We start from the raw sequence: 12,482 nt of genomic DNA on the forward strand, positions 1-12,482 counted from the left end.
GTCAGTTCTCCAGGCGCCATTTGAGGATCACGCCGCCCTGAGCATTGTGGTCCAGAGCGGGGATGGCCGAGAGAAGCCTTTGCGTATAGGCCTCCTTCGGGCTGTCGAAAACCGTATCGCGGTCGCCCTCCTCGATGATCCGGCCGTCCTGCATGACGACGACGCGATCGGCCACCTGTTCGACCACGCCGAGATCATGGCTGATGAACAGGCAGGAAAAGCCGTAGCGTTTTTGCAGATCGGACAGGAGTTCGAGCACCTGCGCCCTGACCGTCACGTCAAGCGCCGATACCGGTTCGTCGGCGATCAGGAATTTCGGCCGGCGCGCAATGGCGCGGGCAATCGCCACGCGCTGCCGCTGGCCGCCCGAAAGCTCATGCGGGTAGCGCCCGGCATAGTCGGACCCAAGGCCGACTTCCTCCAGCGTCTCCAGGGCGCGCTTGCGCTTGGCCATGGCGTCGAGATCGGGAACGAGCCGCAGCGCTTCCTCCACAAGCGCGAGGATGGTCATGCGCGGATCGAGCGAGGAATAAGGATCCTGAAACACCATCTGGCAATTCAGCCGATAATCCATCCAGTCGTCGTCGCGGCTGCGTCCCTTGAACCGGATATCGCCTTCGCTCTCCCGGACCAGTCCGGCAATGGTGCGGCCGAGCGTGGTCTTGCCGGAACCAGACCCGCCGACCAGCGCCACGACTTCGCCCTCGTGGATATCGATGCTGACGCCATGCAGCGCCCGTTTCGGTGTTGCCTTCTTCATCAGTGACCGCCGGCCCGGATAGTCGACGACGATATCCCGCGCCGAGACCATCGGCGCCCTGGTCTTGTCGATCGTCCGCGTCTCTCCGCGGAACGGCAGGGAGGAAAGCAGTTTCTTCGTATAGGCACCCTGCGGTGCATCGAGCAGATCGGCGGTGCGTCCTTCTTCGACGATCACGCCCTTTTCCATGACGACGATGCGGTTCGTGTAGCGGGCAACCATCGGCAGATCGTGACTGATCAGCAGCACGGCGGTGCCTTCCGCCTGTGTCAGCTCCACCATCAATTCCATGACATCGCGCTGGATCACGGCATCGAGCGCCGTCGTCGGCTCGTCGGCGATCAAGAGCGCCGGCTTCAGCAGCATGACCGATGCCAGCATGATGCGCTGGCGCATGCCGCCCGAGAATTCATGCGGATAGGAAGAGAGCGCCCCGGCGGGGTCGCTGATCCCGACCCGGTTCAGCATGTCGAGGATCCGGCTGCGCCGTTCCTCCTTCGAAAGTTTCGTATGCAGCTGCAACCCTTCTTCGAGTTGGCGGCCGACGGTCATCGAGGGATTGAGCGAGGTCATCGGCTCCTGGAAGACGACACCGATTTCCGCACCACGCAATTGGCGCAATTGCGCGGCGTTCATGGAAAGCACGTCGCGTCCCTTGTAGGCAACGGAGCCGCCGATCACCTTGATGGGCGCCGGCAGCAGCGAGATCAGGGCGCGTGTTGCCAGCGTCTTGCCCGATCCGCTTTCTCCGACGATGCCGAAGATCTCGCCTGGAGCGATGTCGAAGCTGACCTCCTTGACGACCTGCACACCGGTCCCGGTGACCTGAAGCGACAGGTTGCGGACATTCAAAAGCGTTCTATTGGTCATTTCAGCCCCCTCATCCGCGGATCAAGCTTGTCCCGAAGAGCGTCGCCCAGAAGATTGATGCCGAGGAGCGTCAGGGCGATCGCCAGGCCGGGGAACAGACCCAGCCAGACCGCCTGCTCGATGAATGGTCGCCCGGCAGCCAGCATGTTGCCCCAGGTCGGCGCCGGTGGCGGGACGCCGAGACCGAGAAAGCTGAGTGCGCTTTCCGAAAGGATCGCCCAGCCGAACATCGAGGTCGCAAGCACGGTGATGGGAGCGATGCAATTGGGGAGGATATGGCGGAACATGGTGTAGAGCTCGCCATTGCCCATCACTTTGGAGGCCTCGATGAATTCCCGCTCGCGCAGCGACAGGACGGCACCCCGGACAACGCGGGCCATCGAGGGTGAATAGGCAATGCCCAGCGCGAAGATGATGCCATATTGGTTGGCGCCGAAGACGGCGAGCAATCCCAGCGCCAGAAGGATGCCCGGAAAGGCGAGAAGCGCATTGTTGACGGCCATGATGACGGCATCGATCCAACCGCGGGCGTAACCGCTGACGAGACCGATCAGCGTGCCGCAGACCGTCGCGAATGTGACCGTCAAGGTGCCGATCCAGACGCTCGCCCGGGCGCCGACGATCAGGCGGCTGAGCACGTCGCGGCCGAATTCGTCGGTTCCGAGCCAGTGGGCGCTGCTTGGCGCCGCCAGCCGCGCCGTGAACCCGAGCTTCATCGGATCATAGGGGGTCCAGAAGAGGCCGATCGCAGCGGAGATCAGCAGTGCGGCAATCAGAATGCTGCCGATGAAGCCGTTGAACGTGACGTTTTTCATTCGGCGACCACCCGCGGATCGAACAGGGGATAGAGCAGGTCGACGACCAGATTGACCAGCACATAGGAAAGCGAGACGAACAGCAGGCAACCCTGGATCACGGGGTAGTCGCGAGCAAAAATACTGTCGACCATCAGGCGCCCGAGCCCCGGAATGGTGAAGACCGTCTCGATGACGGCAATGCCGCCGAGCAGATTGCCGAGGATCAGACCAATGACTGTCCAGGTCGGGCCGAAGGCATTCTTGAAGGCGTGCCGCCAGAGGACGGCGCTCTCGGAAAGCCCCTTGGCCCGGGCGTGGGTGATATAGTCGAGACGCAGCACCTCAAGCGTCGAGGCGCGTGCCATGCGGATCAACACACCCATCTCATGAATGACCAGGGTCATGATCGGTAGCACGAGGTAAAGCAGGCCGCCGGTGACGTTGCTGCCGATCGAGACATAGCCGAGGACCGGTAGCCAGCCGAGTTTCAGGCCGAAGAAAAGTAGAAGTAGGAGGCCGAGCCAGAATGTCGGGATCGACAGCAGGATCGTGGCCGTGCCGACCAGCGCCAGGTCCGTCAGACTGTTCTGCCGCCAGGCGGCGATGACACCCGCCGGCACGGCGATGAGGCTCGCCAGAAGCACGGCGACGACGACGACTTCGGCGCTGACCAGAAAGCGCGATGCGACGAGCGGCAGAACCGGCTCGTCATTGACGATCGAGCGGCCGAAATCACCCTGCACGACATTGGCGGTCCAGATCAGGAACTGTTCCGGCAGCGATTTGTCGAGGCCGAGTTCCGAGCGCATCGCCGCGATCTGATCGGGCTCAGCCATATCACCCAGCATCAGCGCCGCCGGATCGCCGGGTATGAAGCGGATCAGCGTGAAGACGGTCACCGAAACGAGGACGATCGTCGGCAATGCCATCAACAGGCGGTTCAGAACGAATTTCAGCATTTTTGTTCCCCGCGATTGGCGACGGACAGTGCCCGGCGCCATCGGTTTCGTTGCCGCAGACTATGATCGAATGAAGAAATATCCGCAATATTATGCGATTCTGTCATAAGTCTATGCGGAATACGACCGCAACCCAAACGGCTGCCTTGGCGTAAGGGTTCAGGCTAGAAATTTGATTTTAAACGTCTTTTTGAGAAAGCTGGATCTGTCGCTTCAAGGCGTCGCTCAGAGCGTGGGCGGCAATCGAGAGTGGCGTCCCGACCGCCCTGGCCAATCCGAATTCCTGGGTCGCGCGTGGCACGAAAGGACGGTGAACCACCGGCAGGTGGCGATAGAGATTCGCATAAAAGCTGCTGATGATCGTGACACCCAGGCCATGCGCGACGTAGGAACAGGCGGAGCTGTTGGTATGCGTCTCGATCTTGACGATCTGCTTGACGCCGGCCCGCCGGAAGGTCTGGTCGAGCGCCATGCGGTTCGGCCGTTGGCGGCCGATCAGAATGAGGGGCACGTCGCGCAAATTCCTGACCGTGATTTCCTCCAGTTTCGCAAGAGGATGATCCTTCGGAACGACGCAGACGCTTTCGCCGGTGGCGACCCGCTCGACCTCGATGCCCGGTCCGCTCTCGCCCTCCATGCGCAGAAAGCCGAAATCGATCACCCTCTGCTCGACGAGCTTGTTGATCGCGGTCGTCGTCTCGAAGAAGGTTTCGATCCGCACACCGGGGAAATCGCTGATGTAATCGGCCAGCATTGCCGGCGCGAAATGCTCCCACATGCTGCTCGGCAGGCCGACACGGACGATCTCCGGGCCGGCGGCGCCGCTTCTTAAGTCCTCCGCATGGCCCGACATCCGATCGACCGCCAGCAAGATGGTCTCGGCATCGCGAGCAAGAAGCAGGGCCTCGGGGGTGGGGATGAGACGGCCTTTGTCGCGCACGAAAAGCGACATCGAAAGGTCCGCCTCGAGCTGCTGGAGGAGGCGGCTGACGCCGGACTGACTGAGCCCCATCGTCTTGGCCGTGGCAATCGTCGACCCCGTCGCCAGAAGCGTGCGCAGGACTTCCAGTTGCTTGATATTCATGCGTTTGCGATCCCCCGGTACGGTTCAGGCACCGTCATCATGTCCAGTCCGAAATGCTTTGAAGGAAGAGGCTGGCGGCCTTGGGCATTGGAAATTTCTCTCCGCTGATCAGCGCGTAGGCAACCGGCAGTTCCGGTTCGAGCGGAATGAACTGCAGCGGCAGCGTCGCATATTCGCGGGCGATGATCTCGCCGACCAGCGCAATGCCGAGCCCCTGGGCGGCCAGCGCGCAGGCACTCGCCACCGAATGCGCTTCGAGCAAGGGGCGTTGGCGGATGCCGGCCTTGTAGAACAACGCCTCCAGCTCATGGCGAACCGGTCGCTCCCTGTTCAGCATGATCAGATCCTGCCCCTTCAGATCGCCGACCGACAAAAGGCGGTTGTCGGCCTTGGGGTGATCATTGTGCAGGGCGCAAATGATCCGCGACGACAGGATCTTCTCCTGTTTCAATCCCGGGCTCATCAGCGGCAGACGCGCGAAGCCGAGATCGGCCTCGCCGTCGGCCACCATCCGTTCAATTGCCAGATAGCTGCCGGATGCGACTTCGACGCGCATCGGACCATTCGCCGCGAGAAAGTTCTTCACGAGCTTCGGAATGCGCGTCGAGGAAAGACTGGAGGGAAAGGCGAGCCGCAGCATGATCTCGCGCGATCGACCACTCTCAAGCTCCATCGCCGCCGTTTTCAAAGCGCGTAGCCGGTCGGAAATGGCACGGATTTCCGGGCCGAGCTGCAGCCCCTCGCGGGTCGGTTGAAGCCGGTTCTTTTCCCGGTCGAAAAGCCGGACGCCGAGATAGTCTTCCAGTTGCTGCAACAAGCGGCTGGCATTCGATTGCGAGATCCCAAGCTCGACGGAAGCGGCGATCGTCGAGCCCGTCGCGGCGATGGCGTCATAGGCCTCGATATGCTTCAGGCTGATCGCCGCACTCGTGTCTCGCGCCATTCTACCTCCAACATCGATAGCCCTACCCGCAAACCGCATAAGATTGCGGACCTGCGGAAAGTTGAACATTTTCCGCTGAGAACCAAACTCACGGAAAGACTTTCGTCAATGGCCACCATTCTCCGGAAGATCGCGGAACAGCTCCTGTCGCGAACGACGTTCTCGGACCTCGCCATGGACCGGGCAAGAGATGCTGCGGTGGACACTATCGGCTGTATGATTGCAGGCAGCGGCGATGAAAGCGTGGCCGGGCTCACCCGCGCCTTCGACGGAGAAATCGCCGGAGGCGGCGCAGCGCGGCTCGTCACCGGCGGCTCCGCCTCGCCCTCTTTCGCCGCACTCATCAACGCAACGGCGGCTCATGCGCTCGATTTCGATGACAATTTCCATCCGGCGAGGGCACATGCTTCCGCGGTGCTGGTGCCGGCGCTGCTGGCGGTTCTGACGCGCGGCAAGGCCACAAGCGGAAGACGGTTTCTCGAGGCCTGCCTGGCCGGGCTGGAAGCGCAGGCGGCGGTCGGCTTCGGCGTCAATCCCTCTCACTACAACATAGGCTGGCACGCAACGGCGACGGTCGGCAGCATCGGGGCTGCAGCTGGTGTGGCACGGCTTCTCGGCACCGACGAAAACGGCTTAGTCGCGGCGATGAGCCTCGCGACGAGCTTCGCCTGCGGCCCGAAAGGGCAGTTCGGCACGACCGCCAAACCGCTTCATGCCGGCATTGCAGCGCGCAATGCCGTGGATGCGGCGCGCATGGCGCTTGCGGGAATGAGCGGGCGGGCGGATATCCTCGAACGGCCGCAAGGCTTCCTCGATCTTTTCGGGGGCGATGATGCCAAGGGCTGGGACGGCCTGACATTCGAGAAGGAGCATATCATCGAAAGCCGGGGCGTGGTGACCAAGCGCCATCCCTGCTGCGCCTCGACCCATCGGGCGATCGATGCGCTTCTGGATCTGAAGCAGGAGCATGGGCTTTTGGCAGACGACATTACCAGGATCGAGACGAAAGTCGGCATATCCGCTGCCCGAAATCTCGCTTATCCCGATCCCGCCGACGAGATGCAGGCCCGCTTCTCAATGCAATATTGCCTGGCGACAGCTTTCCTCAAAGGCTCCCTTAGCCTTTCGGATTTTACACGGCAGGAGATTGGGCGATCGGAAATCCGGGAATTCATGCCGCGTGTCGAAATGCAGTCCTATTCGGCTGATGAGGAAAAAGGCGTGGAGCGCCTCCCGCATGTCGTTACGGTCACGATGCGCGACGGGCGCATTTTGAACAAGTCCCGCTTGCATGCGAAGGGATCGCTCGAAGCGCCGATGAGCGTTCATGAACGTGAAGTCAAATTCATGGACTGCTTGCGCTGGGGAAATCGGAATGTGTCCGGCACCTCTTTCCTGCAGCTTCGCGGGCTCGCCGATTTTGAAAACCTGTCTGGCGACGATCCCTTCTGGAGCCTGATCACAGGCCATCAGTCGGCTTGACAAGCCGCGGGACGAAAAGCGGCGAGGAATGGCTCCCCGCCGCAGCTCGTTCAGGTCTGGCCTTCTCAGGCGAGGTATTTCGTAAACCAGTCGACCGTCCGCTGCCAGGCGAGCTTGGCTGCCGCTTCGTCGTATCGGGGCGTGGAATCATTGTGAAAGCCGTGATTGACGTCAGGATAGACGTAGGCCTCGAATGTTTTTCCTGATGACTTCAGCGCAGCTTCATAGGCCGGCCAGCCTTCGTTGATCCCCTTGTCCAGCCCGGCATAATGGAGAAGCAGCGGCGCCTTGATCTTCGGCACGTCTTCGGCGCGCGGCTGTCTGCCGTAGAAGGGCACGGCTGCGGCAAGCTCCGGATAGGCGACCGCCGCGGCGTTGGAGACGCCGCCGCCATAGCAGAAGCCGGTGATGCCGACCTTGCCGGTGGTGAGATCGCTTTGCATCAAAAATTCGACCGCCGCGAAGAAGTCGTTCATCAGCTTTTCCGGGTCGACCTTCTGCTGGAGTTCCCGCCCCTTTTCGTCGTTGCCGGGATAGCCTCCGACCGATGTGAGGCCATCCGGCGCAAGTGCGATGAAACCCGCCTTCGCCACGCGCCGCGCCACATCCTCGATATAGGGGTTCAGGCCCCTATTCTCGTGAACGACCACCACGGCTGCTACTTTGCCCGTCGCGCTTTTGGGGCGGACGAGATAGCCGCGGACATCGCCATTTCCTTTCGGCGAAGGATAGGTGATGTATTCGGCTGATATATCGGGATCGGTGAACTCGACCTGGGTCGCCAGCGCATAGTCGGGGCTCAGCGATGAAAGAATGGCGGCTGCTGTAAGCCCGCCGACGGCGAATTTGCCGGCCCGGTCGAGAAACTCGCGCTTGGTAATTCTCCCGTGCGCGTAATAATCGTAGAGTTCGAGAAGTTCCTGAGGGAAATCCTTGGCTGTCATACGGGTCATGATGGCTCCTCCGTGCCTTCGGGTCTCGCATCATCCTACACACGTAAACTCACGAGTCTTTTCAACATTTCGCGAGTCCCGCGTGTGCTTGCCGGGGCGATCGCTGCCTGCGGCGATCGGCGCTGAATTCGCCGCCCCTGCTTCAAGCGGCGCGCACACTTCGCTTGTACAATCCGCGTCCGCTCGGTCGCAGCCAACAATCGACCGCCGGCCATCGATCTATGAAAATTAATTTCATGCTTGTGCTTCGATGCCCGTTTTCTATTGACGCCTCCCGATTTTTGTCCCAACTTAAAGAAAATAAATTACTAAATGGGAACCTGATCGGCATGAAAGTGGGAATCATCGGGCTAGGATTCCGGCTCGGCTATCTCGGCTATGTTTTCAAGGCAATCGATAGCAGCTTCGACATTGTCGGCTATGTGGATCCGGAACCCGCCGGACTTCCCGGATTGACGGAAAAGGGAATTTCAGTCGGCAAGGCCTATGGTTCGCCGGAAGAGCTCCTTGCCTCTGAAAAGCTCGATCTGCTGATGATCGGCTCCCCCAATCACCTGCATCTCGACCATATCAGGCTCGGGCTTCAAGCCGGTCTCAAGGTCTTCTGCGAAAAGCCGATCGTCACGACGATCGCCGAAAGCATCGAGCTTGCCCATCTGATGGCAAAATTCGGCCATGAGCGACTGATGGTCGGTCTCGTGTTGCGCTATTCTCCTCTTTACAAGGATCTCCGCGCCATCCAGGCCGAGGGCAAGCTTGGTCAGATCGTGTCGATCGAGGCTTCCGAACATATCGAGCCTTACCACGGCGCCTTCTTTATGCGCGACTGGCGCCGCTATGAGCGCTATTCCGGCAGCTTCATGCTGGAGAAATGCTGCCACGACCTCGATCTCTATAATGGTGTCGCCGGCGCAAGGCCGGAGCGCGTCGCAAGTTTCGGCGGCCGCAAGAGCTTCATTCCGGCCAACGACCCGGCGCGCGAGGGCATCAACGACCTCGAGCTCTTCCATCGCAAGCCGAGCGGATGGATGGGATCGGACAAGGTTTTCGACAGCGATGCCGATATCATCGACTATCAGGTGGCGATCGTCGAATATGCCAATGGCGTCGGCATGAACTTCCACACCAATCTGAACGTGCCCGACCAATTCCGCCGTTTCGCCATCATGGGTTCGCGCGGCATGGCCGAAGGCGATTTCGTTCGCGGCTATCTCGACGTTCACGAACAGCTGACCGGCAACAAGATTGTCGAGAACAAATATGCCGCCACCGAGCTTTCTCAGCATTACGGCGCCGATGAACAGATGGCGAGCGACCTGCTTGAAAGCGTACGCACCGGGCTCGAACTTCCTGTTTCCACCCTGAATGCACTCGAAGCCGGCATCCTCGCCTTGGCGATGGACGAAGCGAGGATGAAGAAAGCGGTCGTCGATCTCAGACCCGTCTGGGACCGCTTCGACGAAGCCCTTCACGCGAGAGCGGCTTGAGGAGGGCGGCAAGATGAGTGTTCAAAGAAGCACCTTCATCTTCGCTTGCATCCTTCTTCTTCCGGCTGTGCTCTATGTTCTGGCGATCGTCGCCTATCCGCTGGTCGATACCTTCATCCTCTCCTTCACCGACGCGTCCCTCAGGAAGACCACCAATTGGGTCGGCTGGGCCAATTACGAGAAGATCTTCAACGAGCGGTTTGCGGAAGTCATCATCCGCACCTTCATCTGGACGTTCTTCTCGGTCGCCCTGAAAATGGTGATCGGCACCTTCGGCGCATGCATGCTGAATGCCGCGGTCCCCGGCCGCTCCTTGTTCCGGCTTTTGACCATGCCGCCATGGATCGTGCCGATGGCGATCGGCATCTTCATGTGGGGCTGGATGTATAATGGCCAGTTCGGGATGATATCGGGCATGCTGCAGCGCTTCGGACTCGTCGACGGCCCTGTCGCCTTCCTCGCCTATGGAAACACCGCCTTCTGGGCAACGATCATCACCGACGTGTGGATCGGCGTGCCGCTGGTGACGATCTACTTCCTGGCGGCGATCCAATCGATTCCGAAGGATCTCTACGAGGCCGCCTGGACCGACGGCGCCGGCCGCTGGTACCGCTTCCGCCGCATCACGCTGCCGCTGATGATTCCGGCGATCATCACCATGTCGATGCTCTCACTGATCGCCACCTTCAACTCGTTCGACATCATCTGGATCCTGACGCAGGGCGGACCGAGTGGCGAGACGACGACGATGATCATCGATACCTATCAGACCGCGATCGGCTCGAAGAAATACGGTGAAGGTGCAGCGCGCGCCGTTTTGATCTGCATCTTCCTGTCGCTCTTCTGCTTCGCCTATTTCCGCGTCACCCGCCGCCTCAATCCGGAGAAACGCGCATGAGCAATGCAGCCATGATCGACCGTTACCGCTGGTGGGAAATCATCCTGATCTATTGCGGCATTGCGCTTTTTCTTTTCTTCGTGCTGTCGCCCTTCGTCGAAGGCTTCCTGGTTTCGCTGAAGCCGCTCAGCCAGCTCTTCTCCTCACCCTACCGTTTCTGGCCGGAGAACGGCTCGTTTGAAGCCTACCGGACGATGTGGATCAGCGTGCCGGGCTTCGGGCGTTATATCTTCAACTCGTTCTTCATCTCGATCATCGTCACTCTGATCGTGCTCTGCCTCGTCATTCCGGCGGCCTATGCCTTCGCGAAGTTCGAATTCAGGGGCATGGGGATCCTGCTTGGCGCCTTCCTGACGGTGAACATGTTCTCCGGCGCCGTGCTGTTGATCCCGCTGTTCCGGCTGATGCGCAGCATCGGCGTGCTCAACACCTATCTCGCCATGATTGTGCCGGGCGTCGCCTTCCTGATCCCCTCGGCGATCTGGCTGCTGCGTACCTACATGATCCGTATTCCGCAGGAACTCAACGAGGCGGCCTACATGGATGGCGCCAGCCATTTCTACACGCTGCGCCGGGTCATCCTTCCCATTGCGATGCCGGGGATTATCGTCGTCGCCATCACCACCTTCATCGGCGCCTACGCCCAGCAATTCATCTTCGCGCTGACGTTCAACTCGAAGACCGAATACATGCCCTTGCCGGTGGGGCTCTTTGCTTACTTCGGCAAGCAGGAGGTCATCTGGAACGAACTGATGGCGGCTTCCTTCGTCGGTATCGCGCCGGCGATGGTCGTCATCTTCTTCCTTCAGCGCTACCTTGTCGGCGGGCTGACCGCCGGTGCGGTGAAACAATAAGACCAAAAAACGAGTGAACAGCTAACACAAGAATGGGAGTCACGACGTGAGCATATCAATCAAGACAGGCCTTATGGCGCTCGCCCTGCTCGGTTCGACGGCATTGACCGCCGTCACTGCCCAGGCGGCCGACAAGGAAATCAGCTGGATCTATTGCGGCGACACGATCGACCCGGTCCACACCAAATACATCAAGCAGTGGGAAGAAAAGAACACGGGCTGGAAGGTCGCTCCCGAGGTCGTCGGATGGGCACAGTGCCAGGACAAGGCAACGACGCTCGCTGCCGCCGGCACGCCGGTGGCGATGGCCTATGTCGGCTCGCGCACGCTGAAGGAATTCGCGCAGAACGACCTTATCGTTCCTGTGCCGATGACGGACGACGAGAAGAAGACCTACTATCCGAACATCGTCAACACCGTGACCTTCGAGGGCACGCAGTGGGGTGTTCCGATCGCCTTCTCCACCAAGGCGCTCTATTGGAACAAGGATCTCTTCAAACAGGCTGGTCTCGACCCCGAGACGCCGCCGAAGACCTGGGCTGAAGAAATCGAGATGGCAAAGACCATCAAGGAAAAGACCGGCATTCCGGGCTTCGGTCTTTCCGCCAAGACCTTCGACAACACGATGCACCAGTTCATGCATTGGGTTTACACCAACAACGGCACGGTGATCGATGCCGACGGCAAGGTCACGCTCGACAGCCCGCAGATTCTCGCCGCGCTCAAGGCCTACAAGGACATCGTCCCCTACTCCGAAGAAGGCCCGACTGCCTACGAGCAGAACGAAGTCCGCGCCATCTTCCTCGACGGCAAAGTGGCTATGATCCAGGCAGGCTCGGGTGCAGCCGACCGCCTGAAGGCAACGAAGATCAGCTGGGGCATCACGACGCTGCCGCTCGGCCCCGACGCCAAAGGCCCCGGCACGCTGCTGATCACCGACAGCCTGGCGATCTTCAAGGGCTCGGGTGTCGAAGACAAGGCGACGGAATTCGCCAAGTTCATCACCTCGCCGGATGTGCAATCCGAATATGAACTGCAGGGCGGCGCCGGCCTCACACCGCTGCGTCCGTCGCCCAAGGTCGATGAATTCGTCGCGAAGGTTCCGCACTGGAAGCCTTTGATCGAAGGCATCAGCTACGGTGGTCCCGAGCCGCTCTTCACCGACTACAAGGGCTTCCAGAACTCGATGATCGAGATGGTACAGTCCGTGGTGACGGGCAAGGCCGAGCCGGAGGCAGCACTCAAGAAGGCCGCCGGCGAAGTCGAGGCGTTCAAGTAAGCCTCTTTGGGGTCGCGGGATCGCGGACGGCAACAGCCCGCGATCCCCCTCCTGCAGCGCCGCATGTCTTTTCGCAGTGCGGCGCTGTAACACCTTGAATTGCTGCATGATTCCTT

The 12,482-nt window shown here is 60.5% G+C and carries 11 protein-coding genes; 5 read left to right on the plus strand and 6 right to left on the minus strand.

Annotated elements, in window-relative coordinates; all coding sequences use genetic code 11:
• Position 1: 1 nt before the first annotated feature.
• The 5 genes from GR198_RS02010 to GR198_RS02030 form a co-directional block, all read right to left on the minus strand.
• Entirely contained in the window at positions 2–1,630 is a 1,629-nt protein-coding gene (locus GR198_RS02010) for an ABC transporter ATP-binding protein (RefSeq protein WP_164067165.1), read from the minus strand.
• A complete protein-coding gene (locus tag GR198_RS02015) occupies positions 1,627–2,445 on the minus strand; it encodes an ABC transporter permease (RefSeq protein ID WP_017992060.1) in 819 nt (272 codons plus the stop codon). Before GR198_RS02015 ends, GR198_RS02010 begins: the two co-directional genes overlap by 4 nt.
• Positions 2,442–3,386 carry an ABC transporter permease gene (locus GR198_RS02020; protein WP_164067168.1) on the minus strand — a complete coding sequence of 315 codons (945 nt, stop codon included), beginning with the start codon at positions 3,384–3,386 and terminating at the stop codon, positions 2,442–2,444. Before GR198_RS02020 ends, GR198_RS02015 begins: the two co-directional genes overlap by 4 nt.
• Positions 3,387–3,564: 178 nt before the next feature.
• Positions 3,565–4,470, minus strand: coding sequence for a LysR family transcriptional regulator (locus tag GR198_RS02025; RefSeq protein WP_164067172.1), 906 nt, complete (start codon positions 4,468–4,470; stop codon positions 3,565–3,567).
• A 37-nt stretch (positions 4,471–4,507) separates the two neighbouring features.
• Positions 4,508–5,482 carry a LysR family transcriptional regulator gene (locus GR198_RS02030; RefSeq protein WP_204336991.1) on the minus strand — a complete coding sequence of 325 codons (975 nt, stop codon included), beginning with the start codon at positions 5,480–5,482 and terminating at the stop codon, positions 4,508–4,510.
• Between the two features lie 39 nt (positions 5,483–5,521).
• Between GR198_RS02030 and GR198_RS02035 the strand changes: the two genes are divergently transcribed.
• Entirely contained in the window at positions 5,522–6,895 is a 1,374-nt protein-coding gene (locus GR198_RS02035; RefSeq protein ID WP_164067178.1) for an MmgE/PrpD family protein, read from the plus strand.
• Between the two features lie 65 nt (positions 6,896–6,960).
• Here GR198_RS02035 and yghX read toward each other — a convergent pair whose 3' ends face one another.
• Positions 6,961–7,848 carry a YghX family hydrolase gene (yghX, locus tag GR198_RS02040; protein WP_164067181.1) on the minus strand — a complete coding sequence of 296 codons (888 nt, stop codon included), beginning with the start codon at positions 7,846–7,848 and terminating at the stop codon, positions 6,961–6,963.
• 329 nt (positions 7,849–8,177) lie between these two features.
• On the opposite strand from yghX, the gene GR198_RS02045 reads away from it, so the two are divergent.
• The 4 genes from GR198_RS02045 (at position 8,178) to GR198_RS02060 (ending at position 12,366) form a co-directional block, all read left to right on the plus strand.
• Positions 8,178–9,335, plus strand: a complete 1,158-nt coding sequence (locus tag GR198_RS02045) for a Gfo/Idh/MocA family protein (RefSeq protein WP_062940260.1) — start codon at positions 8,178–8,180, stop codon at positions 9,333–9,335.
• A 13-nt stretch (positions 9,336–9,348) separates the two neighbouring features.
• Positions 9,349–10,233 (plus strand): carbohydrate ABC transporter permease, encoded by an 885-nt coding sequence (locus tag GR198_RS02050; RefSeq protein WP_164067184.1) that lies wholly within the window; start codon positions 9,349–9,351, stop codon positions 10,231–10,233.
• Positions 10,230–11,087, plus strand: a complete 858-nt coding sequence (locus GR198_RS02055) for a carbohydrate ABC transporter permease (protein ID WP_003553169.1) — start codon at positions 10,230–10,232, stop codon at positions 11,085–11,087. The genes GR198_RS02050 and GR198_RS02055 overlap by 4 nt, the downstream gene beginning before the upstream one ends.
• Positions 11,088–11,160: 73 nt before the next feature.
• A complete protein-coding gene (locus GR198_RS02060) occupies positions 11,161–12,366 on the plus strand; it encodes an ABC transporter substrate-binding protein (protein ID WP_164067622.1) in 1,206 nt (401 codons plus the stop codon).
• Positions 12,367–12,482: the final 116 nt, after the last annotated feature.

The organism is Rhizobium leguminosarum (assembly GCF_010668065.1).
In the GTDB taxonomy this organism is placed as follows: domain Bacteria; phylum Pseudomonadota; class Alphaproteobacteria; order Rhizobiales; family Rhizobiaceae; genus Rhizobium; species Rhizobium leguminosarum_S.